This is a genomic window from Spirillospora sp. NPDC048823 (assembly GCF_043198445.1).
In the GTDB taxonomy this organism is placed as follows: Bacteria; Actinomycetota; Actinomycetes; order Streptosporangiales; family Streptosporangiaceae; genus Spirillospora.
On sequence record NZ_JBICUT010000009.1, the window covers coordinates 177996 to 199151 of the forward strand.

Here is a 21156-nt window from a genome sequence, read left to right on the forward strand (position 1 = left end):
TCCAGCAAGGATCACATGCCAATGACCCTGCCCGCCTTCCCCGCCGCGGACGAGAAGCCGCTCGACACCTGCGTCCGGCTGCGCGACATCGCCCCCGTGGTCGAAGTGGAGTTCCCAGGAGGCGTCGCCGCCTACCTGGCGCTGACCCACGAGGCCGTGAAGGAGATCCTCTCCGGAGACAACAGAACCTTCCTGCGCGAGCCCGAGAACTGGCCCGCCCTGTACGACGGGACGATCCCCGAGGACTGGCCGCTGCGCGCCGTCGTCCAGGGAGGCCACCTGTCCACCAAGGACGGCGACGACCACCGGCGGCTGCGCGGCCTGATCGGGAAGGCCTTCACCCCCGCGCGGGTCCAGGCGATGGAGCCGCGCGTCCAGCAGATCGTGGACGACCTGCTCGACGACGTGATCGCCGCAGGCGACGGCGTCGATCTGGTCCCGGCCTTCACCGAGGCGCTGCCGATGGGGGTCATCTGTGAGCTGTTCGGCGTGCCCGCCGCGGACCGGACCCAGATGCGCGACTGGACGGCCTCCCTGCTGGCGCACACGACGCCGCCGGAGGAGGCTTTCGCGACGCAGAAGGCCTTGCAGGCGTACCTGCACGCCATGGTGGACCGTACGCGGAAGAACCCCGGCGACGACCTCACGTCCGGCCTGGTGCAGGCGCACGACGAAGAGGACCGGCTCACCACCGAGGAACTGGTCGGCGTGCTGTGGCTGATGCTCGTCGCCGGCCACGAGACGACCGTCCACATGCTCGGCCACGCCATCCTGGCGCTGGCCCAGCACCCCGACCAGCTGGCGCTGGCCAAGGCCGAGGACCGGTGGGACGACGTGGTCGAGGAGACCCTGCGCCACCGCCACTCGGTGATGATGACCAGCTGGCGCTTCACCGCGCAGGACGTGACCGTCGCCGGCGTCGACATCCCCAAGGGCCAGGCGGTCGGCGTCGTCTACCAGGTGACCGGCATCGACCCGGCCGAGCACGGCGAGACCGCGGACCAGTTCGACATCACCCGTGAGCAGAACACGCGCCTCAGCTTCGGCCACGGTCCCCGCTACTGCATCGGCGCGTCGCTGGCCCGCCTGGAGGGACGCCTGGCGCTCGGCACGCTGTACCGGCGGCTGCCCGGCCTCGCCCTCGCCATCGACCCGGACGACGTCCCCTACTCCCCCTCCTTCTTCACGATCGGCCCGCTCTCCATCCCGGCCACCCTCGGCCTCTGACGCACCACGACACCCGGCCCGGCGGCACCTCCACCAGGCCGGGTGTCCCGCACACCACTGCCCCCGGCAACGTCCGCACCCGCGACGCAGGTCGATGGGTTTCGACCGCATCACTGACCGGCTGACCGTTGGGCGGATGGTGTCAGGAGGCGTTCGCTGCTTTGAAGGCGGCCTTCCTGATTCGCTTGGCCAGGTGTTTGTCGAGCGGTTTGGCCGTGCTGGCCAGGACGGTCAGGACCTCCTCGCCGTGCGGGTGCCGTGCCCTCCACAGGTCGTCGGCATGGTCGGCGAGTTGATCGAGCAGTCCGGCGGCGGCGTTGAGGCGGGCGCGCAGCGTCTCCTCGCCGAGCCGGGCGAAGGGCAGCAGGCTGTCCACGATCATCCAGTCCAGGCCCCAGGACGCCTGGTCGGCGGGCGGTTCGCCGATCCTGCGGAGCATGGAGGCCGCCGTGCGTGCACGGCCGTCGGCACCCGAGGCTGCCGCCGTGCGCAGCAGGTCCTTCGCCTGCCCGGCCTCGTCGGCCGTCAGGACGGCTTCCAGCACGAGTGGGTTCGCCAGCCGGCGCAGCGCGTCCCTGGGTTCTGTGCCCGCGCAGGCGTCCAGAACCTGTGCCGCGGCGCTGGCGGGAGAGCGGTGGGTCAGCCAACCGGTCACCTCGGCAAGGACGTCCTGCTCCGATTCGTACACCCCGATCGCGTCCAGCAGGTCCCCCGCGTCCGCCTCGGCGAGCGTGCCGATGACGGGTGCGTTGAGCCCGAGACCGGAGAGGAGGGCGTGGACGGCGGAGCGGCCGAGCGGGGTGAGCCGCATCCGGCCCGACAGCGCTGGCTGCTCCGGTCGCGTGCCGAACAGCAAGATCATGCCCGGCTCGGCGGGCCGGGAAAGGTTCTCCCACTCCGCGACGCCGAACAGTTCCGTGATCTCCGCGAGTTCGGCGAGTTGGCGGCCGTAGAGCGCCTCGAGGAACCATCCCGAGGCGTCGTCGGCGACGTCGGTCATGCCCGACACCACGAAGTCGCGGCACGGCACCCACTCCCCGTCCGGAAGCCCGTACGCGGCCACCAGCATCACGAACGACAGCGGTGGCATTTCCTCGAGGAGCCGCCGGATCTGCGGCATCTGGCCGATCATCCCGCCGACGCCGGGTACCGCCAACGCGACCTCGGACGCGGCGCTGGCGGCGATTTCCTGGTAGGCCGCCAGCAATGCCGTGTCGTCGCCCTCGTCCGGGAGTCCCTCGCCCGGGTACGCCCGCTTGGCGTCGGTCTCGATGAAGCCACAGTTGAGCCCCCACGTCCAGGGCAGGTCGACGAGCCTCATGTCGCCCGCACTGCGGATCGCCGCCAGCCGCGCGGCCCGGTCCGCCGCGTCGCCCCACTCGCCGGGGTCGATGCGCCACAACTCCACCTCCTCGACCGCCTGCCGAGCGAGTTTCGGCCGCAGCACCCCCTTCGGGGTCAGGTCGCGCCCGCCGTCGCACCAGCGGCCCAGCCGCACCGCCGCCATGAACGGCTCCACCCTGTGGACGGCCGCGGCCAGTTCCGCCTCGCCCGGCAGCCGGACGGCGGGGATCAGCACGCCGGCGGCATCGAGCAACTCCTGGACCTGCTCGCTGTCGTCCTGGTCATCGGGTACGCCACCGGCGGCCAGCGGATGAACATCTCCGCAATCGGGGCACCGGTAGCCGTCGCGCCGTGGATCGGGCTTCCCCCGGACCAGCGCCACCTCGCTCAGCGATGCGGTCAGGGCGTACGGGTCGAAGGCAGCCGGGTCGAAATCCTCGGCGTGCATCTCGGCCAGGACCGACCCGTACAGGTCGTCGTACTCATCCTCGCCGGCCTGCGGCCGGTCTCCCGCGGCGTAGCGCTCGAGGAGTTCCGCCAGCCCCCACACACCGCCGATGTCCTCGGCGGGCGGCATCGCCCGGCGACCGGCGACGCACACGGCACGTACACCCTCCCCGGCCCCGGCCTCACGGACTTCCTCGACCGTGATCAGGTGGTCCCAGCCGTCGCCGAAGTCGTAGATGTAACGGAGGCGGGTCCCCGCACGCGGCAGCACTTGGTCGAGGGTCGCGGCGTCCTCGTCGAAGGCATCGGAGTACTCGAGCATCCCCGCCTCGCTCCACCGCCGACCGCCGCGCTGAAGCTCCTCGAAGAGGTGCAGATGCGCGTGCTCCCAGCCGAAGGCGACCTGGATCACATCGTGCAGCGCGCCCAGCGACGCGTCCGAAGGCAGCACGAGCCGCCGCCAGATCGGCGGCCGTATCCCGTCGAGCTGGGCCTTAATCTGATGGACGGTGGTCTGCTGATCTCGAACCGAAGGCATAAGGCGCGGGCTTCCTTGGTCTTTGACGGTGCGGACCGCATCGGCCGCGCGTCCAGACACCGGCCCGCGAACCGCATATGTCGCATCACTGGTCGCACCCAATTCTGGCAGCGACCGGACACTCCTCCCGGCATCGGCGGCCGATTAGGCGATCGCCGCCAGCGACCGCGCCCCCGCGACTGTGGCCGCGACCGCCGTGCCCGGCAGCGACACCGGCGAATGCCGCACGCCCCGCGGGTCTCGTGGATCGGGAACCCATGCCAGGTGCGCCACCAGGGCCGGGATCCGCGCAGCCAGCGCTTCACGATCGACAACGGCCGGGTCGCCAACGACAGCAGAGATCAGGGATGATGCAGGAGCAGGCACGGTCATGATCACGCAGACCGTTCCTGCACGCATCTCCGCCCCGATGTTGAGTTCTCCATCGCGACACACACCGACGCCAAGATCGTCGTTCGCGCCCCGAAGACCGACCTGGTGTGGCCTCAGGGCTAGACCGCGTGGGTCGCGTTCAGGCCTCGCCGCCTGCTGGAGCGTCGCGAGGTCACAGCACGATGGGGCTTCGGCGTTCGAGGAGGACGACGTCGCGCCATTGACCGTGGAGGCGGCCGAGGTGCCGACGGGTGCCGACGGTGCGGAAGCCGGCCTTGGCGTGGAGCCGGAGGCTGGGAGTGTTCTCGGGGAAGATGCCGGTTTGGATGGTCCAGATGTCGTCGGCTTCGGTGGCGGCGATGAATGCGGTCAGCAGCGCGGCTCCGATGCCTTGCCCGCGGGCGTGGGGGCAGATGTAGATGCTGTGCTCGACTACTCCGGCGTAGCAGCAGCGGTCGGAGACGGGGCCGGCGGCGATCCAGCCGAGCACTTTGCCCGGGTCTGCGGAGGCGTCGGTTGCGACGTACCGGTATTGGGCGAGCTTGGCGGTGTCGAACGCCTGCCAGGTGGGAGCGGTCGTCTCGAAGCTGGCGTGTCCGGTGTCGAGGCCTTGCTGGTAGATCGCCAGGACTTCGTCGGCGTCCTGGTGCCGCATGGCTCGGATGGTGGTGCCGGGGTGGTCGTGCTGATGGGATGGCATGGCGCGCGTCCTGCTAGTCGGCGGGTTTGACGGCGTGGACGACGGCCGCGTTCAGCCCGCCGGTGTCGGTGGTCGTGGTGATGTCGACGGCGGTGAATCCGGCCGTTCGGAGTTCGCGGTGGTACTCCTCGGCGGTGAGTGCGGAGGCGGCGCAGCCGATGCGCCGTTCAGCGGCGGTGCGTTCGGCGGGGTCGAGGCCGGATCCGGCGATGATGTCGCTGACGCCGAATCGTCCGCCGGGGCGCAGGACGCGGAAGGCTTCGGCGAGCACGCGGGGCTTGTCCGCGGCAAGGTTGATGACGCAGTTGGAGATGACCACGTCGACGCTGGCGTCAGGGAGCGGGATGTCTTCGATGTGGCCGTGGAGGAAGTGTGCGTTGTCGGCTCCCGCCTGGGCGGCGTTGGCGCGGGCGAGGGTGAGCATGTCGTCGCTGGCGTCCAGACCGTAGGCGGTTCCGCCAGGGCCGACACGGCGGGCGGACAGCAGTACGTCCAGGCCGCCGCCGGAGCCCAGGTCCAGGACGGTTTCTCCGGGGCGCAGCTCGGCGACGGCGAGAGGGTTGCCGCATCCCAGGCTGGTGCGCAGGGCGGCCTCGGGTATCCCGTCCTCGCTCGGGTACCCGGCGGCATCGACGCAGGAGTCGCCGCAGGTACCGCCGTCTTGCGGGGTTCCGCCCGCCAAGGCGAGCCGGGCCAGGCCGGAGTACCGCGCGACGACGGCCTCGACGGGATCGCTGGTGCTGGAGTCGGGCATCAGGTGTCTCCTTCGGGCGGGCAGGTCGGGGCGGCCGGTGCGGGGCGTCCCATGACCAGGTCGGCGGCGGTGGGGAAGCAGGCCACGCATGCCTGGTTGATCCGGTAGTAACGGGCGGTCCCGTGCTGGTCGACCAGGACGAACCTGACCTCTGACAGCACTTTGAGATGTGCCGAGACGGTCGACTGCCCGACATGGACGGCGTCAACGATCTCCCCGACGCTCATCGGCCGACGCTGCCGTGCGAGCAGCGACACGATCTGGATACGGGTCGGGTCGGCCAACGCCTTGAACCAGGACGCGTACTCGGTGGCGATCGCCCGGTCGAGCGGCCTCTGTGTCTTGTTCATCGTTCATCGACGATAGACGATGAAGGCGATAGAGGGAAGGGCGGGAACCAATGCCGGGAGGCTCGCCGGGAGGCTGCGGTCGGGAGTTTCGCGGGCAGGGGCACGAACGCGGGTGTCGTCCTCGTCGAGGATGAGCCTGCTAGCCCCAGTGTGAGGTGTCGATGTCCCGAACAGGCGTCGGCACCTCGCCCCCCGGGTCAGGGGTGGCAGGTCGTGGTGATGCGAGGACGGCTTCGCCGAGGGCGGCGAGGTCGTCGGCGAGGTGGGGGCGTCGGCGCAGGTGTTGGATGCGGGCCAGGTCGTTGACGATGGCGAGGACGGCCTGGGTGATCACACGGGCTTCGGTCTCGGTGAGGTCGGGTGTCTCGGTGATGAGCAGTTGGACCCATTCGCCGACGTAGTCGTGTTGCAGGCGGCGGATCGTGCGCCGCTGGTCGTCGGGTAGGTGGACCACCTCGGTGATCAGGGCGCCGGTGAGGTGGCTGGAGGTCAGGGTCAGGTCGATGTAGGACCGGAGAAGTCGGGTGAGTGCCTGGCCGGGGGTGGATGCGGTGGCGAAGATGCGGCCGGCGTCCATGTGCAGGGCGTCGGCGGCGCGGGTGAGGGCCGCGACGAGGAGTTCGGACTTGGCGGTCACGTGGTTGTAGATGCCGGCGCCGCTGATGCCGGCGGCGGCGCCGATGTCCTCCATGCTGACGGCCTGATAGCCGTGTTCGCCGAACAGGCGGGCGGCGGCGTCGAGGACGGATTCTCTGCGGGACGCGCGGGAGAGCCCGGTGTTGGTCTCGGTGTTGGGGCGGTCGGGCCTCTCTTGGGAGTCGGAGAGCGCGGTGTGGATCACGGCACCTCCGAGTTGCTGCAGGAGGGTGTGGAAGCGTGCGCGGGGAAGTTGGGCGCTGTGGTGGGAGGGGCTGGCGAAGACGGCGAACAGTGCCCAGGTCAGCAGGTCGGCGTCGGCGGTGGTGAGGCCGGGTCTGGCCGCTTGGATGACCGGGGCGGTGTTCTCGGCGACGCTGCGGAAGCGGTGGCGTAGGCGGTCGCGGTCGGTGTCGGGAAGGTTCCGGGATTCGCGTTGCCAGAGGACTCCGAGGTCGCGGCGGTCCAGCGTGAGGGAGGCCATGACGTCCAGGAGGGTGTCGACGTCTCCAGGTGCGGTGCCGCGGACGGCGGTCTCGAATGCCGCGAGGCCGTCGTCGACGGTGCGGGCGAGCAGTTCCTGCTTGTTGCGGAAGTGGCGGTAGAGGGCCCCGGCCGTGATGCCGACCGCGCCGGCGATCTGGTCCATCGTGACGGTGTGGTAGCCGTGCCGGTGGAACAGGTCGGCGGCGGCGGTCACGATCTGCGCCTTGCGGTCGCGTGGGCGCCTGCCGCGTGCCGGATGCGTGCTCGTCCGGGTCATCGCGGGCTTGTCCTCGGTCGGCATCACGTGGGGAATGTTAGGTCCGTTCAGGAGTAGCCGCCGCCGCAGACGACGACCTGGCCGCTGATGTAGTCCGACTCTGGCAGGCACAGCAGGTAGACCGCTCCGGCGGCCTCCTCGGGGGTGCCGGCCCGGCCGAGGGGGATCGTCTGCTCCATCGCGGTGAGCAGGCCGGGGTTGACGCCGACCTTGATCTGGCGTCCTTGCACGTCGATGGTGGAGTCGCTGTCGGCGGCGGCTTCGGTGAGGCGGGTGCGGATGAGGCCGTAGGCGACGGCGTTGACGTTGACCGCGTAGCGGCCCCATTCCTTGGCGAGGGTCTTGGTGAGGCCGACGATGCCGGCCTTGGCGGCGCCGTAGTTGGCCTGGCCGGGGTTGCCGCCGAGCCCGGCGATCGAGGAGATGTTGACGATCTTGCGGTGGACGCGCAGGCCGTCGGCTTGTTCGGCCCTGGCGCGGGCGCTGATGACCGGCTGGGCGGCGCGCAGGATGCGGAACGGTGCCTTGAGGTGGACGTCCAGAATCGCGTCCCACTGTTCGTCGGTCATCTTCTGGATGACGCTGTCCCAGGTGTAGCCGGCGTTGTTGATCACGATGTCGACGCCGCCGTAGTCGTCGACGGCGGTCGCGACGAACCGGTCGGCGAAGTCGTCGTCGGTGACGCTGCCGACGCAGGCGACGGCCTCGCCGCCCGCGGCTTTGATCGCCGTCAGGGTCTCCTCGGCCGGTTCGGGGTCGAGGTCGTTGATGACGACGCGGGCGCCGTGGCTTGCGAGTTTGAGGGCGATGGCGCGGCCGATGCCGCGGCCGGAGCCGGAGACCAGGGCGATCTTGCCGTCGAGTGTTCCCACGGGAGTCCTTTCCGGTGCTGTCATGCCAGTGCGATGAGGGCTTGGCCGCGCAGCGTGATGCTGCCGTCGTTCAGGGCCACGTGGAGGTCGAGGCGGGCTCGGCGTTCTCCGTCGCCGTCCTCGATCGCGGTGACCCGGCCGGTGCAGACCGGCTCGGCGTGCAGCGGGGTGATGGAGGTGAAGCGGACGCTGTAGGAGCGGATGCGGTCCTGAGGGACCCAGCCGGTCAGGAGCCGGCCGAGGTAGGCCATGGAGAGCATGCCCTGCGCGAAGACGTCGTCGAGCCCGGCGTTGCGGGCGGCGTCGATGTCGATGTGGATGGGGTTGTGGTCGCCTGAGGCGCCCGCGTACAGGGCCAGCGTCGTCCGGCTGATCTTCGGTAGCCGCAGGGGCGGCAGTTCGTCGCCCACGCGCAGGTCGGTGAGGGGGGTCATGCTTCCGCCTTCTCCTGCTGGACGACGATGACGTTGCTCAGGTCGGCGATCGGCCGGCCGGCTCTGGTGACATGGGTCTGGCGGACGAGGAACCGCAGCGCGCCGCCCTTGCGCTCGTAGTCGTCGGTGATGCGGGATTCGAAGGTCAGGCTGTCGCCTGCGTGGCAGAGCCCGTGGTAGGTGAAGCTCTGCTCGCCGTGCAGGACCCGGTCGAGGCCGATCCCGGCCTCGGTCAGGAAGGCGAACGGGTCCGGCCGGTCCATCTCCAGGCAGAACAGGAAGGTCGGGGGGACGGGCAGGTCGCGGTGGCCGGCGCCGCGGGCGGCGTCGAGGTCGGTGTAGACGGGGTCGGTCTCCCCGATGGCCTTGGCGAACAGCCGCAGCCGCCCGCGCTCTACATCGACGGTCGACGGCGGCGTGGAGAAACCGATCGAGCCGGCCATCTCAGCTGGTCCTCTCGTAGAGGGTGACCACGGCGGCGCCGCCGAGCCCGATGTTGTGCTGGAGTGCCAGCCGGGCGTCCTCGACCTGCCGGGCGTCGGCCTGGCCGCGCAGCTGCCAGACCAGCTCGGCGCACTGCGCGAGGCCCGTGGCGCCGAGCGGGTGTCCTTTGGACAGCAGCCCGCCGGACGGGTTGGTGACGACCTTCCCGCCGTAGGTGTTGTCGCCGTCCAGGACGAACTTCTCCGCGGTCCCCTCGGGGGTGAGCCCGAGCGCCTCGTAGCTGATCAGCTCGTTGGTGGTGAAGCAGTCGTGCAGCTCCACCACGTCGATGTCGCCGGGCCCCACGCCGGCGTCGGCGTAGACGCGCTCGGCTGCGGCCCGGCTCATGTCGTAGCCGACGACCTTCATCATGTCTCCGGCGTCGAAGGTGGAAGCGGTGTCGGTGGTGAGCGCCTGGGCGCGGATGGCGACGGAGGTGTCCAGGCCGTGCCGCTGCGCGAAGTCGGTGCTGCAGACCACCGCGGCGGCCGCGCCGCAGGTGGGCGGGCAGCATTGCAGGCGGGTCAGCGGCCCGTAGATGTGCGGGGAGGCCAGCACCTCCTCCTCGGTCAGTGCCGTCCGGAACACCGCGTAGGGGTTCGCGGCAGCGTGGCGCCGTGCCTTGACCGAGATCTTGGCGAACGTCTCGGGGGCGGTGCCGTGCGCGTCGGCGTAGGCCTGGCCGGCGCCGCCGAACAACTGCGCGGCGACCGGTGCGTGCGCGTCCGCCCCCTGGATCTGCGCCATCGCCGTCTCGGAGCGTTCGAGGGGGTCGGGGCGGTCGTCCCAGACGCTGGCAAGGGCGCCCGGGCGCATCTGCTCGAAGCCGACGGCCAGCACGCAGTCCACCTCGCCGCTCTGGACGGCCTGGCGGGCCAGCCACAGCGCAGAGGAGCCGGTGGAGCAGTTGTTGTTGACGTTGACGATGGGGATGCCGGTCTGCCCGAGGCCGTACAGGGCCGCCTGGCCGCAGGTGGAGTCGCCGTAGACGTATCCGGCGTAGGCCTGCTGCACCTGGCTGTAGTCGATGCCCGCGTCCGCCAGCGCGACGCGGGCGGCTTGCTCGGCCAGCACCGTGTAGGGGGTGCCCGCACTGGGCTTGGAGAACGGGGTCATCCCGACCCCGGCGATCTGAACGAAACGGTCCACGCAGAACCTCCGCACTGGTGTCATGCCACTTGCTCTTGCCAACGGAGGTTAATCCATATTTACTTACGCCACCAAGTGCCTACTACAGACAGATGATGTGATCTCAGGATCCACCATCGAATCTTCACTTTGGAGGGGTGACGGTGCTGCCTTCCCGGCTCGGCCGCCTAGCGCTCCCACTCGTGGCCGCCCCGATGACCGACGTGTCGGGGCCCGACCTGGTGACCGCGGCGTGCCGCAACGGGGTCGTGGGCTCGTTCCCCACCCACAATGCGCGGACGCCCTCCGAACTCGACGGCTGGCTGGAGCAGATCACCGCCGGCCTGGCCGACCTGGAGGACGAGGCCGCACCGTTCGCCGCGAACCTGGTCGTGCACCGCTCGAACCAGCGGCTCGCCGGGGACGTCGCCTCCCTGATCCGCCATGAGGTGCCCCTGGTCATCACCAGCGTCGGGTCCCCCGCGCCGGTTCTCGCCCCGCTGCAGGACGCGGGCTGCCTGGTCTTCGCCGACGTCGCGAGCATGCGGCACGTCCAACGCGCGATCGACGCCGGTGTCGACGGCCTGGTGCTGCTGACAGCGGGCGCCGGGGGCCAGACGGGCTGGGCCAACCCGCTGTCGTTCGTCCGGGCCGTCCGCGGCCGGTTCGACGGACCCATCGTCCTCGCCGGAGGCGTGTCGGACGGCGTCGCCCTGTGGGCCGCCCAGGCCCTGGGCGCCGATCTGGCCTATATGGGCACCAAGTTCATCGCGACCACCGAGAGCCTCGCCGACGACGCCTTCCGCCAGGCACTGGTCGAATCGACCCTGGACGAGGTCACCCTCACCACCGCCCTGAGCGGTCTACCGGCCAACTTCCTCGACGGATGGTTGAGGAAGGCGACAGCGGACGCCCCGCCCCAGGGCACCGACGGGTTCGCGCAACAACGGCTCCTCAACCAGCGCAACGTATGGAGCGCCGGCCACAGCGTCTCGGGAATCACCGGGATCCTCAGCATCGCCGAACTGGTCGATCAGACCCGCCGCGAGTACGACCAGGCCCGGCAGGCGACGGCCGAGGCGCTCCAGCGGGCCACCGAGCACCGGCACTCCGCATCACCACGGCAATCCACGGCCACCCCAGGATCAGGAAGGTAGACGCCATGTGGGGAACTCTGCCCAAGGTCTTCGACCGGACGTGCACCTACCACGCCGACCGCACCGCCCTCGTGGACGCCGACCGGCGTCTCAGCTACGCCCAGATGCGCCAATGGGCCAACCGGGTCGGTAACGGACTCACCGGCCTCGGAGTCGGCGGCGGGCATCGCGTCGGGCTTCTCATGCCGAACTGCCTGGAATTCATCCCCACGATGTGCGGGATCTGGAAGGCGGGCGCGGCGGTCACCCAGATGCCCACGCGCGCCTCCGCCGACGACTTCCACTACTACCTCGACGAGGTCGGGGCCTCGACGCTGGTCTACCACGAATCCTTCGACGGCCAGATCGCGCAGATCCGCGACCGGCTCCCCGAACTCCAGCACGTCATCCGGCTCGGCGGCGACACCCCCGCGGCGGACGTCCTCGACTACGAGACCACCTTCGGGACGCAGCCCTCGACCGCCCCGGACGTGGACATCAGCGTCGACGACCTGGCCTTCGTCGGGTTCACCTCGGGGACCACGGGCGTCCCCAAGGGCGTCCTGCAGACCCACGCCACCTGGTCGCACTACGCCATCACCGCCGGCCTGGAGATCGGCGACATCCGCCCCGGCGAGGTCTTCGCGCACGCCGCGCCGCTCACGCACTTCACCCAGACCTTCGTGATGCCCGTCTTCATGCGCGGCGGCACCAACGTCCTGCTGCCCGGTTTCGACCTCGACCTGCTGCTGGACACCATCGAACGGGAGGGCGTGACGGCTACCGCCGTCGTCCCCACGATCGTGTACATGCTGCTGGACCACCCCCGCCGTGAGAAGGCCGACCTGTCCACGCTCCGCACGATCATCTACGCCGGCTCCCCCATGGCCCCCGACGGGCTCCGCCGCGCCCTGGAGACCTTCGGTCCCGTCTTCGCCCAGACCTACGCCGGAACAGAGCCCGGCTACATGACCTGCCTGCGCAAGGAAGACCACCGCCTGGACTCCCCCGAATGGATCGCCCGGCTGGCCTCGGCCGGACGCGCGATGTACCACGTCGACCTGACCGTCCGCGACACCGACGGCAACCTCATGCCGCCGGGCGAGACCGGCGAGATCTGCGCGTCCCAGCCCGGGCAGATGGTCGGGTACGTCGACGCCGACCGGGACGCCGAGGCGATGCAGGACGGCTGGGTACGGTCCGGCGACATCGGCTACATCGACGACGCCGGCTACGTCTTCATCGTCGACCGCAAGAAGGACATGATCGTCACCGGCGGCTTCAACGTCTTCCCCCGCCAGATCGAGGACGTTCTGATCACCCACCCCGCCGTCGCCCAGTGCGCCGTCATCGGCGTCCCGGACCCGCGGTGGGGCGAGGCGGTCAAGGCCCTCGTGGTCGTCCGGCCGGGCACCCCGGTCGAACCCGGCGAGCTCATCGCCCTGGTCAAGGAGCACAAGGGAAGCGTCTGGGCGCCCAAGAGCGTCGACTTCATCGACTCCCTGCCCACCAACCCCGCAGGCAAGATCGACAAGAAGTCGCTGCGGGCACCGTACTGGGCCGGCCGCAGCCGCCAGGTCAACTGACCGCCCACCCTCCCCGCGACTTCCTCACCCATTTCCGACCGCAGCAGAGCGGTCCTCTGCTGCAACCCCCGGCGGAAGGACACCCACCCCACATGAGACGTTCGACCTGCGCACCTTCAAGAAACTGCGTCATGCCCACCGAACAACCCGACGACCGCTACCCCTGGGTCGGCGCCCCATTCCGCTCCGACTACCAGCAGACCTGCCGCTGGGAAGGCACGAAACTGAAGTGCACCCGGTCCAGGTCCGCCTGAGTTCACGCTGAAACAGCTCGGGACCGCGGGAGCGCGTAGTGCACGTGGCGGAACGCCACAGGGCCAGCACGCCCCGCGGTCCCATGCCCACAAGCTAGTTAGGCCGGGGCGCGAGTGCGGTCGCCTGCCCGCAGTAGTCCGCTGGGGAGGGAAACGTCCAGGATCTCCTGTGCTCGGTGTCCTGCCGCAAGCAACTTCTCAAGTTCGAACCCCGTCTCCAGGCCGAGATCGTGCGCCATGTAGACGAGTTCCTCGGTTGCGATGTTCCCGCTCGCACCCGGCGCGAAGGGGCATCCGCCGAGACCGCCGATCGACGAGTCGAGCCAGCCGACATCGGCCAGCAGGGCCGCGTAGGCCGACGCGAGGCCCGTGCCGCGGGTGTTGTGCAGGTGGACGCCGATGTCCACGCCGGGTGCGATACGACGCGTCGCCTCCACCAGCGCCGTCAGCCGGCCCGGTGTCACGGTGCCGATGGTGTCGGCCAGGCAGAGGCGTTCGGCACCGCCGTCGATCGCGCGCGCGACGACGTCGCGTGTCCGGGCCGGCGGCGTCTCGCCGTCGAATGGGCAGTCCCAGGCCGTCGCGACGATCACCTCGAGCACCCCTCCGGCCTGCCGGACCACGTCCGCCACCTGGGGGATGAGCCGCAGCGACTGCTCGGTCGTGCGCCCGACGTTGGCCTTGCTGTGCCCGTCCGCCGCGGAGACGACATACTCGACCTCGAAGATGCCGGCCGCGACGGACCTCTCCGCTCCTCTCACACCGGCGACCAGGGCGGACCACCGGACGTCGGGCCACTGCGGCAGAGCTGCGGCCAGGTCCGCCGCGTCCGCGAGCGCGGGGACCGAGCGCGGCGAGACGAACGACGTCGCCTCGATACGGCGGGCGCCCGCTCGAACGAGGTGCTCGATGATGTCGAGTTTGGCCTCGGTGGAGATGGGCGGTTCGTTCTGCAGCCCGTCACGCGGGCCCACTTCGCGGATGTCGAGACGAGGGCGGGTCGGAGTCGTCATCGGCGGTGCCGCCGGTTCCCGCGGCGGACGCGACCCTTGGTTTCAGATGACGCCTTCATCGGCCAGCTCCTCAAGGTCGTTCGCTGTCAGACCGAGTAGTTCGGGATACACATCGGCGTTGTGCGCCCCCGGTACCGCCGGGCCGGCCCACCTCACAGAACCGGGTGTGGCGGAGAACCGGGGGACCACTCCCGGCCCGAGCACTTCCTCACCGAGCCGCTCGTCGAAATGCGGAGTGAGCATGCCCCGGGCCAGGAACTGGGGATCGCTGACGACCTGGTCCACCGAGTACACGGGGCCGACGGCGACACCGCTGTCGGCCAGCACCTCCTGGATATGGCGGGCGTCGTGCCGTCCGGCCCATTCGGCGACGACGGCCTCGATGGCGTCCTGGTTGGCGGCACGGGCCTCGTGATCGCGATAGCGCGGGTCGGTGGCGAGTTCACGCCTGTCCATCACCTCGCACAACCGCTTGAACAGGGTGTCCTGATTCGCGGCGATGACGACCCAGACCCCGTCCTTGGAGCGGAAAAGGTTCGAGGGGGCGATCCCTTCCAGGCGAGTCCCGCCAGGTTCGCGGATCCGGCCCAGGCGGTCGAATTCGGGGATGACCGACTCCAGCAGTGCGAGGCACGATTCGGTGAGCGCCACGTCGACGACCTGGCCCTCGCCCGTACGGTCGCGGTGCAGTAGTGCGGCGAGGATGCCCTGGACCGCGAACATGCCCGCGAGCGAGTCACCGAGCGAGATGCCCATGCGCGGCGGTGCCTGCCCGGGGTATCCGTTCAGGGCCCGGAGACCGCTCATGGCCTCGGCCACGGAGGCGTAGCCGGCACGGTGACTGTAGGGTCCGGTCTGCCCGAAGCCGGAGATCTGGCAGAGGACGATCCCGGGGTTGGCGCGCCGCATGCGCGGATAGTCGATGTTCCAGCGTTCGAGCGTGCCCGGACGGAAGTTCTCCACCACCACGTCCGCGGTGGCGACCATGTCCAGCAGGAGTCGCTGTGCCCGCTCGATGCGGAGGTCGAGCGTGACGCAGCGCTTGTTCCTGGCGTGTACGGTCCACCACAGCTTGTGCCCCCGGTACGACTCCTGCCCCCAGTGACGCAGGGGGTCGGGTCGTCCCGGGGCCTCAATTTTGATCACGTCGGCGCCGAGATCCGCGAGCAGGCGACCCGCGAAGGGGCCGGCGACGACGGAACCGAGTTCGATGACGCGCATTCCGGCCAGCGGTCCGGACGCGCCTCGCCCGGCGGGTCGGGCTTCACTCCGGTACCCGGGCGGACCTGTGCCGGTCATGACTCTCCTGAAGGGTGGAAGCGGCTGGTCAGAACGGAGGCGGTGTCCACAGGCCCGGGTCCGGGTCCCCGACCGCGACCGGGATGAACTCGTCGATGGGGCCCGCCGTCCCCCACTGGTCGGCCTCCTCGCCGCCGCCGTCCCACCGGCAGGGCACCCAGGTGCTCTCATCGACCTGCAGCAGCGCGGTGGTGTACTCGACCACGTGGCCGTCCGGCGATCGGAAGTAGGAGAAGGTGTTGTCGCCCGGCCCGTGCCGCCCGGGACCCCAGAGCACGGGGAACCCGGCTCTGGTCAGGCGTCCGGTTCCCCGCATGTACTCCTCGACGCCGCGCATCTCGAACGAGACATGGTTGAGGGAGGCGTGGGCGGCGGCGGCGAACCCCAGCGTGTGGTGGTCGCGCCCGCAGCGCATGAAGACCATCCGGTCCTCCACCCAGTCGGAGATCCGGAAGCCCAGATGACGTTCGTAGAAGGCGATCGTCCGCGCCAGGTTCGCGGTGTTGAACACCACGTGGCTGAGCTTGCTCGGAATGTCCTCGCGCTCCTCGAGCACCCGCGCCTCGCGGGTCGCGACGTCGCAGGAGATCTCGATGAGGCGACCGTCGGGGTCGAAGAACCGGAACCCGTAGCCTCCGCCCGGAGCGGTCAGCGACGTCGGCGTGAGGTCGATTCGCACTCCGGCCCGTGCGAGGGACTCGGCCAGCCGGTCGACCTCGGCCGGCGTCGAAACGGCGAGTGCCAGCAGGTCGAGGCGCCTCTGCTCGGCCGCGCGCACGCGGAGCACGAACTGCTCCTCGCTGGCCTCGGCGGAGAAGAAGGTCACCCCGGTGTCGTCCACGACGGGCCGCAGCCCCCAGGTCGAGCCATAGAAATCGACCGACCTGTGGTAGTCGGGGACGCCGATGGCGAGATATCTGGTGTGCGTGATCGGTGACACGCAGGGGGCGGACCGCTCTTCGGGAGGCAGGGGAATGGGCACTATGACTCCTCGATGTCGTGATCGTTCGGGTGGGAGCCGCCCGCCGGGCCGTCCTCGCTCACCCGGATGAGCGTGCGGCCGATCGTCTTCCGGGCGGCGATCAGGCGGTGCACGTCCGGGAGATCGTCGAGCCTGAATTCCTCGACGAGCGGGGGCGCCGGCAGACGTCCCTGCTCGACGTTCCTCCAGACCGCGGTCACGACGTCCCGGCCGGGGATGTTCACCCCGATGATCGACTGGCGGTTGAGGTACAGCCGGCGGATGTCGACACTGACGACTCCACCACCGTGCGCACCGCAGGTGACGAGGCGCCCACCGACCGCCAGCAGCCGCAGCGTGTCCTCGAACAGCGCGGGGTTGGAGATATTGTCCGCGACGAGGTCGACCCCGCCCTGACCGGTGATCCGGCGTATGTCCTCGGCCCAGTTCGGCCGCGAGTAGTCAACGACCGAGTCGATGCCGAGAAGTTCCCGGAGCCGCTCGGCCTTCCACTGCGCGCCGACCGCCGCGACGACGTGTGCGCCCAGCGAGCGGGCGACCTGGACGCAGGCCAGGCCGAGACCGCCGGCCGCGGCCATGACCAGTACGCGGTCGCCGGGGCGGACCTGTCCGCTGACGCTGATCAGGTTCCAGGCGACCGGGTAGGTGACGGCCATGATGGACGCCTCGGCGAATCCGATGCCGTCCGGAATGGGCACCACGAGCTCTTCGGGCACCGTGACGAACTCGGCTTGGCCGCCGTCGCGCTGTATGCCGAGCACTTCGTGCCGGTTGCAGAACGGACGTCCGTCGCGGCAGGGCTCGCACGAACCGCACGGCTGGAAGCCGCCGACGGTGACGCGATCACCGACCCGGAACCGGGCCGCCCCGGTCCCGGTCTCGGCGACCACCCCGGCTGGGTCCTGCCCGAGGATCCTCGGCAGTTCCGTGATCGGCAGCGTGCGCGCCTGCATGTCGAAGGACGCCGTGGTGACGGTGCGGACCGCGACCAGCACCTCGCCGGGGCCCGGCGCCGGCCGCGGCCACGACCGGACGTACAACTCGTCCGGCTTGCCGCGCCTTTCCAGGACGGCCGCCCGCATCATCGCCCGACCCGTCACGGCCGGCCGTCCGGCACGGCCGTCCCGGTGCGCACGGCGGACGGGGCGCCGTCCTGCCCGATCAGTGTCGTCTCCACCCGCCCCAGCGACTCGACCTCGACGGCGACGTGGTCGCCGGCGGTGAGGTACTCGGGCGGGCGGCGGCCATGACCGACGCCCGCCGGAGTGCCGGTGGCGATGACGTCGCCCGGCTCCAGGGTCATGATGCGGGACAGGTGCTCGATGATCTGCCAGAAGTCGAACACCATGTCGCTGGTGGACCCGTCCTGCTTCAGGCGGCCGTTCACCCACGACCGCACCCACAACTTCTCCGGGGTGGCGATGAAGCGTGCCGGCGTGACGAACGGAGCCATCGGCTTGAACCCGTCGTGCGCCTTGGTCATGACCCAGTCGATGCCGACCGCGGGTGCGTTCGGGCCGCTCCAGTCCCGCGCGGAAAGGTCGTTGAGCACCGCGAACCCCGCCACGTGCTCGGGGGCGTCGGCGGCCTCCACATTGCGGGTGGGACGGCCGATGACGAGGGCGACCTCGGCCTCCCAGTCGATCCGCTCGGCGATCGCGGGGACGGCGACGTGCTGTCCCGTTCCCACCAGCGTGGTGGTCGGCGGGACCATGAAGCTGTACGGAGAGGCGGACAGCGCGTCGAGGCTGAATCCCATCTCCCGGATGTGATCCTTGTAGTTGGTGCCGATGCAGATGAGCTTCCGCGGGTGCATCACCGGCGCCTGCCAGCGCAAGGATCCTTCGTCCAGCGGCTCCGCCGCCGGACCGTCGGCCAGGGCCTCGGCGATCCCGTCGAGGGCGGCGTCCCAGCCGCTTTCGACCAGGTCCAGGACGGAACTCGCGGGCGGAGCCGCCGGCACCAGTTCCGCCAGGTCGTACAGCGAGCCCCGCGACTCCACGACCGCCGTCCGCACATCATCGCGGGTCGCCGTCCCGAGACGGAAGGCAGGCCCATCTGAGGACTGAATGTCCGCACTCACAGAATTCTCCCTTTGCCGTTCAGCATGAGATCGACCCGCACCGTCAGCGGACTTCCGCCCCGGTCCGGCCGCCGACCGCCGCCTCGGAGCCGAACAGACCGACGATGCGCTTGCGGTGCTCGCCGAACTCGGCGGCCGCGGGGTCCCGGGGGTAGGGCATGTCCACGTCGATGTCCGCGAGGATCCCCGTCGGTTTGGGGGAGCAGACGACGACGCGGCTGCCCACGACGAGGGCTTCCTCTATGTCGTGGGTGACCAGCACGATGGTGAGCGCGGTGCGTTCCCAGAGCGACACGATCTCCTGCCGGAGACGCCGCCGCGTCTGCACGTCGAGCGCGCTGAACGGCTCGTCCATCATCAGCACGCTCGGTTCCACCGACAGTGCCCGGGCGATCGAGACGCGCTGCTGCTCCCCGCCGGAGAGCGCGTGAGCGGGGCGGTCCGCCAGGGCGCCGATGCCCACCGTCTCCAGGAAGCCGCGGGCGCGTTCCCGGATCTCGCGCCTTGAGCCGTCGACTCCTCGCAGCTTCATGCCGAGGACCACGTTGTCCAACGCGGTTCTCCACGGCGCCAGGCGAGCGGCCTGGAAGACGTACGCGAGACTGTCCCATGATTGCGCCGCCGGACGGCCGTTCACGGTGACACTGCCGCCGTGATGGCCGGCGAGTCCGCCGAGAATGCGCAGCATCGTCGACTTGCCGCAGCCGCTCGGCCCCAGCAGCGTGACCAGTTCCCCGTCCCGAATCCCGAGATCGATGCCATCGATGATGACCTCGTCACCGAACCGGACTTCCAGATTCTGGATGTCTATGGTGTTCACCGCGCCACCGCCGTCCCGGTCCGCTTGGCGAACCAATGTGCCAGGGGGTCGAAGAGGAGCCGTTCCACCACGCTGACGATCACAAGGACCACGATGATCGTGGCGAAGACCGTCGGCGAGTCGAAGGACTGCCTTGCCCGGTTCATGACGAGTCCCAGCCCGGTCTGCGAGCCGAAGAACTCCGCGATGAGCGCGACCTTCCACCCCACCGAGAAGGAAAGGCGGGCCGCGGCGAAGATGTAGGGCACCAGCAACGGCAGCTCGATCGCGAAGAGGACACGGACCCGCGACCGGGTGAAACTGTGCCCCATCTCCAGCAGCCCGGGATCGAGCGCGCGTTTGCCCTCCCAGAGGTTGACCAGGCAGAAGGGGACCGTGATCGCGGTCACCACGAAGACCACCGAGAAGTCTCCGACACCGAACCAGATGACGCCGAGGATCGCCCAGCCGAGGGCCGGGACGCTGTTGAAGAACGGCAGTACACGCTTGCCGATCAGCAGTTCGGTGACCGGTGCGACGCCGGCGAGGAAGACGAGCAGGCTGCCGATGCACGTCGCCAGCAGCACCGCCAGCACGATCCGGACCATCGAGGTCCAGGTGTGCACCGCGCCTTCGCCGACCAGCAGGTCGATGCTCTCCCGGCCCACCTCGACGGGGTTCGGCAGTTCGGCCGCGGAGACGTTCGCCGAATACCAGAACCACGCCGCGAGCAGCAGCAGCGGCAGGCCGTCGGCCAGCAGGCGGGCGAGGATCCAGCGGCGGCCGGGCTTCGCCGTCCCGCCACCGGGGACGGGGTCGCGGTCCCGCGTCCCGCGCCCGGTGCCGCCCCGCTCGCCCAGGACCGCGGTGCCCGTGCCGTGCTCACTCACCGGTGCCGCCGTTGACCACGATCTCGCCGAGATCCGGGTTCTTCGGCAGGTGCCCGCCCTCGTGCGCAAGCCGGTAGAACTTGCCCGCCCACTCGATCCATTCGGGGTCGGTGCCGCCCCCGAAACGGTAGGACTTCTGGTTCCACCAGTACTCGATGAACGCGGCCTCGACGCCGGTCTGCTCGCTGATCTCCGGAGCCAGTTCGCTCACGTTCTTCTCCGCGTAGGCGACCGACTCGCCGATCATGCGCTGGAACTCGGCGACACACTTCGACTTCTTCTTGAGCAGGTCACCCGGCACGACATAGGCGGCGCCCACCAGCCATGCCCCGCTGATCTCGCGGAAGTCGTTGTCGATATCGGCCACGACCCGGAGGCCGGGGTCATTGCTCGCACGCCAGCCCGCCTGATGGAACAGGACGGCGGCGTCGATGTCGCCCTTCTTGAGGGCGCTGTACATCGTCTGCGGATCCAGTTCGACGTACTTGATGTCGCCGCCCTCGGCCTTGGCGTCCAGGCCATACTTCTTCGTGTACACGATCTGCGTCGACATCATCACGCTCGAACCGAATCCGCTGACGCCGACCGTCTTCCCCTTCAGGTCGCGCCCGCTCTGAATGTCGGATCCGCTGGGAACGAAAGTCTTGGTTCCGCCGCCGGTCTGCGCCTGGATGAGGCCGACGATGCGCAGGTCGACGCCACCCTTCTCGCGCGCGTTGACCACACCCGGCAGTGAGGTGCCGACCACGTCGTACTGCCCCGAGGCGGTCGCCTGGATGAGCGCCGGAATCTGCAGGTAATCGATCTTCAACTTGCCGATCACCTCGGACTTCACCTGGCCCTTCTCGATCGCGTGGTAGGCCGCGCGGTGCGAGTCGTCGTCCAGCGCACCGAGGGTGAAGGTGCCGCAGCGGCCGGTGCCGTCCGACGCGCCCTGCCCGACGCCGCATGCCGAAATCGTCAGCAGAATGGCCGCCATCGTGGATGTGGTCTTCAGAGAAACCATTGAACTAACCCCTTCCATGGGGTGACTGCCGCTTCGGGAGCCCGTTTGGCCGGCCACCGC

General features: G+C 69.9%; 20 protein-coding genes. 3 read left to right on the top strand and 17 right to left on the bottom strand.

Going from position 1 to position 21156, the window contains the following annotated elements:
• Nucleotides 1-21: 21 nt before the first annotated feature.
• The gene (locus ACGFK0_RS21820) at nucleotides 22-1227 is read left to right on the top strand and encodes a cytochrome P450 (protein WP_392907224.1); all 1206 of its coding nucleotides are present in this window, start codon (nucleotides 22-24) and stop codon (nucleotides 1225-1227) included.
• A 142-nt stretch (nucleotides 1228-1369) separates the two neighbouring features.
• Here ACGFK0_RS21820 and ACGFK0_RS21825 read toward each other — a convergent pair whose 3' ends face one another.
• The 9 genes from ACGFK0_RS21825 to ACGFK0_RS21865 all read right to left on the bottom strand — a co-directional run bounded on the left by ACGFK0_RS21825 (nucleotide 1370) and on the right by ACGFK0_RS21865 (nucleotide 10069).
• The gene (locus tag ACGFK0_RS21825; RefSeq protein WP_392907227.1) at nucleotides 1370-3556 is read right to left on the bottom strand and encodes a plasmid pRiA4b ORF-3 family protein; all 2187 of its coding nucleotides are present in this window, start codon (nucleotides 3554-3556) and stop codon (nucleotides 1370-1372) included.
• A 544-nt stretch (nucleotides 3557-4100) separates the two neighbouring features.
• Entirely contained in the window at nucleotides 4101-4628 is a 528-nt protein-coding gene (locus ACGFK0_RS21830; RefSeq protein WP_392907229.1) for a GNAT family N-acetyltransferase, read from the bottom strand.
• Nucleotides 4629-4641: 13 nt separating this feature from the next.
• Complete coding sequence (locus tag ACGFK0_RS21835; protein ID WP_392907231.1) at nucleotides 4642-5382, bottom strand: methyltransferase domain-containing protein; 741 nt, start codon at nucleotides 5380-5382, stop codon at nucleotides 4642-4644.
• The gene (locus ACGFK0_RS21840; RefSeq protein ID WP_392907233.1) at nucleotides 5382-5732 is read right to left on the bottom strand and encodes an ArsR/SmtB family transcription factor; all 351 of its coding nucleotides are present in this window, start codon (nucleotides 5730-5732) and stop codon (nucleotides 5382-5384) included. The genes ACGFK0_RS21835 and ACGFK0_RS21840 overlap by 1 nt, the downstream gene beginning before the upstream one ends.
• A 139-nt stretch (nucleotides 5733-5871) precedes the next feature.
• Entirely contained in the window at nucleotides 5872-7155 is a 1284-nt protein-coding gene (locus ACGFK0_RS21845) for a TetR/AcrR family transcriptional regulator (protein WP_392907610.1), read from the bottom strand.
• 23 nt (nucleotides 7156-7178) lie between these two features.
• Complete coding sequence (locus ACGFK0_RS21850; protein WP_392907236.1) at nucleotides 7179-8003, bottom strand: SDR family NAD(P)-dependent oxidoreductase; 825 nt, start codon at nucleotides 8001-8003, stop codon at nucleotides 7179-7181.
• 20 nt (nucleotides 8004-8023) lie between these two features.
• A complete protein-coding gene (locus tag ACGFK0_RS21855) occupies nucleotides 8024-8437 on the bottom strand; it encodes a MaoC family dehydratase (protein WP_392907239.1) in 414 nt (137 codons plus the stop codon).
• Nucleotides 8434-8880, bottom strand: a complete 447-nt coding sequence (locus tag ACGFK0_RS21860; protein ID WP_392907242.1) for a MaoC family dehydratase N-terminal domain-containing protein — start codon at nucleotides 8878-8880, stop codon at nucleotides 8434-8436. Before ACGFK0_RS21860 ends, ACGFK0_RS21855 begins: the two co-directional genes overlap by 4 nt.
• A gap of 1 nt (nucleotide 8881) precedes the next feature.
• Nucleotides 8882-10069 carry a lipid-transfer protein gene (locus tag ACGFK0_RS21865; RefSeq protein ID WP_392907245.1) on the bottom strand — a complete coding sequence of 396 codons (1188 nt, stop codon included), beginning with the start codon at nucleotides 10067-10069 and terminating at the stop codon, nucleotides 8882-8884.
• A gap of 137 nt (nucleotides 10070-10206) precedes the next feature.
• Here ACGFK0_RS21865 and ACGFK0_RS21870 point away from each other — a divergent pair, with 137 nt between their 5' ends.
• Together ACGFK0_RS21870 and ACGFK0_RS21875 are read left to right on the top strand one after the other, a co-directional pair.
• Complete coding sequence (locus tag ACGFK0_RS21870) at nucleotides 10207-11205, top strand: NAD(P)H-dependent flavin oxidoreductase (protein ID WP_392907247.1); 999 nt, start codon at nucleotides 10207-10209, stop codon at nucleotides 11203-11205.
• 5 nt (nucleotides 11206-11210) lie between these two features.
• Nucleotides 11211-12770, top strand: coding sequence for an AMP-binding protein (locus tag ACGFK0_RS21875; protein WP_392907249.1), 1560 nt, complete (start codon nucleotides 11211-11213; stop codon nucleotides 12768-12770).
• Between the two features lie 352 nt (nucleotides 12771-13122).
• Here the strand turns inward: ACGFK0_RS21875 and ACGFK0_RS21880 are convergent, their stop codons facing one another.
• From ACGFK0_RS21880 to ACGFK0_RS21915, 8 genes are read right to left on the bottom strand one after another with little or no spacing between them, the layout of a single operon-like run.
• The gene (locus tag ACGFK0_RS21880) at nucleotides 13123-14037 is read right to left on the bottom strand and encodes a hydroxymethylglutaryl-CoA lyase (protein WP_392907251.1); all 915 of its coding nucleotides are present in this window, start codon (nucleotides 14035-14037) and stop codon (nucleotides 13123-13125) included.
• Nucleotides 14038-14079: 42 nt separating this feature from the next.
• Nucleotides 14080-15336 carry a CaiB/BaiF CoA transferase family protein gene (locus ACGFK0_RS21885; protein ID WP_392907254.1) on the bottom strand — a complete coding sequence of 419 codons (1257 nt, stop codon included), beginning with the start codon at nucleotides 15334-15336 and terminating at the stop codon, nucleotides 14080-14082.
• A gap of 28 nt (nucleotides 15337-15364) precedes the next feature.
• Complete coding sequence (locus ACGFK0_RS21890) at nucleotides 15365-16318, bottom strand: VOC family protein (RefSeq protein ID WP_392907257.1); 954 nt, start codon at nucleotides 16316-16318, stop codon at nucleotides 15365-15367.
• Entirely contained in the window at nucleotides 16318-17418 is a 1101-nt protein-coding gene (locus ACGFK0_RS21895) for a zinc-binding dehydrogenase (RefSeq protein WP_392907260.1), read from the bottom strand. The genes ACGFK0_RS21890 and ACGFK0_RS21895 overlap by 1 nt, the downstream gene beginning before the upstream one ends.
• Nucleotides 17415-18401, bottom strand: a complete 987-nt coding sequence (locus tag ACGFK0_RS21900; protein ID WP_392907263.1) for a fumarylacetoacetate hydrolase family protein — start codon at nucleotides 18399-18401, stop codon at nucleotides 17415-17417. Before ACGFK0_RS21900 ends, ACGFK0_RS21895 begins: the two co-directional genes overlap by 4 nt.
• 43 nt (nucleotides 18402-18444) lie before the next feature.
• A complete protein-coding gene (locus ACGFK0_RS21905) occupies nucleotides 18445-19221 on the bottom strand; it encodes an ABC transporter ATP-binding protein (RefSeq protein ID WP_392907266.1) in 777 nt (258 codons plus the stop codon).
• Nucleotides 19218-20090 (bottom strand): ABC transporter permease, encoded by an 873-nt coding sequence (locus ACGFK0_RS21910; RefSeq protein ID WP_392907269.1) that lies wholly within the window; start codon nucleotides 20088-20090, stop codon nucleotides 19218-19220. Before ACGFK0_RS21910 ends, ACGFK0_RS21905 begins: the two co-directional genes overlap by 4 nt.
• Nucleotides 20083-21153 (bottom strand): ABC transporter substrate-binding protein, encoded by a 1071-nt coding sequence (locus ACGFK0_RS21915; protein WP_392907272.1) that lies wholly within the window; start codon nucleotides 21151-21153, stop codon nucleotides 20083-20085. The genes ACGFK0_RS21910 and ACGFK0_RS21915 overlap by 8 nt, the downstream gene beginning before the upstream one ends.
• Nucleotides 21154-21156: the final 3 nt, after the last annotated feature.

What these genes read in the sequence shown, in the direction of transcription:
- ACGFK0_RS21820 (WP_392907224.1), top strand. Translation starts at nt 22, where the DNA reads ATGACCCTGCCCGCCTTCCCCGCCGCGGACGAGAAGCCGCTCGACACC.
- ACGFK0_RS21825 (WP_392907227.1), bottom strand. Translation starts at nt 3,556, where the DNA reads ATGCCTTCGGTTCGAGATCAGCAGACCACCGTCCATCAGATTAAGGCC.
- ACGFK0_RS21830 (WP_392907229.1), bottom strand. Translation starts at nt 4,628, where the DNA reads ATGCCATCCCATCAGCACGACCACCCCGGCACCACCATCCGAGCCATG.
- ACGFK0_RS21835 (WP_392907231.1), bottom strand. Translation starts at nt 5,382, where the DNA reads ATGCCCGACTCCAGCACCAGCGATCCCGTCGAGGCCGTCGTCGCGCGG.
- ACGFK0_RS21840 (WP_392907233.1), bottom strand. Translation starts at nt 5,732, where the DNA reads ATGAACAAGACACAGAGGCCGCTCGACCGGGCGATCGCCACCGAGTAC.
- ACGFK0_RS21845 (WP_392907610.1), bottom strand. Translation starts at nt 7,155, where the DNA reads ATGCCGACCGAGGACAAGCCCGCGATGACCCGGACGAGCACGCATCCG.
- ACGFK0_RS21855 (WP_392907239.1), bottom strand. Translation starts at nt 8,437, where the DNA reads ATGACCCCCCTCACCGACCTGCGCGTGGGCGACGAACTGCCGCCCCTG.
- ACGFK0_RS21860 (WP_392907242.1), bottom strand. Translation starts at nt 8,880, where the DNA reads ATGGCCGGCTCGATCGGTTTCTCCACGCCGCCGTCGACCGTCGATGTA.
- ACGFK0_RS21875 (WP_392907249.1), top strand. Translation starts at nt 11,211, where the DNA reads ATGTGGGGAACTCTGCCCAAGGTCTTCGACCGGACGTGCACCTACCAC.
- ACGFK0_RS21880 (WP_392907251.1), bottom strand. Translation starts at nt 14,037, where the DNA reads ATGACGACTCCGACCCGCCCTCGTCTCGACATCCGCGAAGTGGGCCCG.
- ACGFK0_RS21885 (WP_392907254.1), bottom strand. Translation starts at nt 15,336, where the DNA reads ATGACCGGCACAGGTCCGCCCGGGTACCGGAGTGAAGCCCGACCCGCC.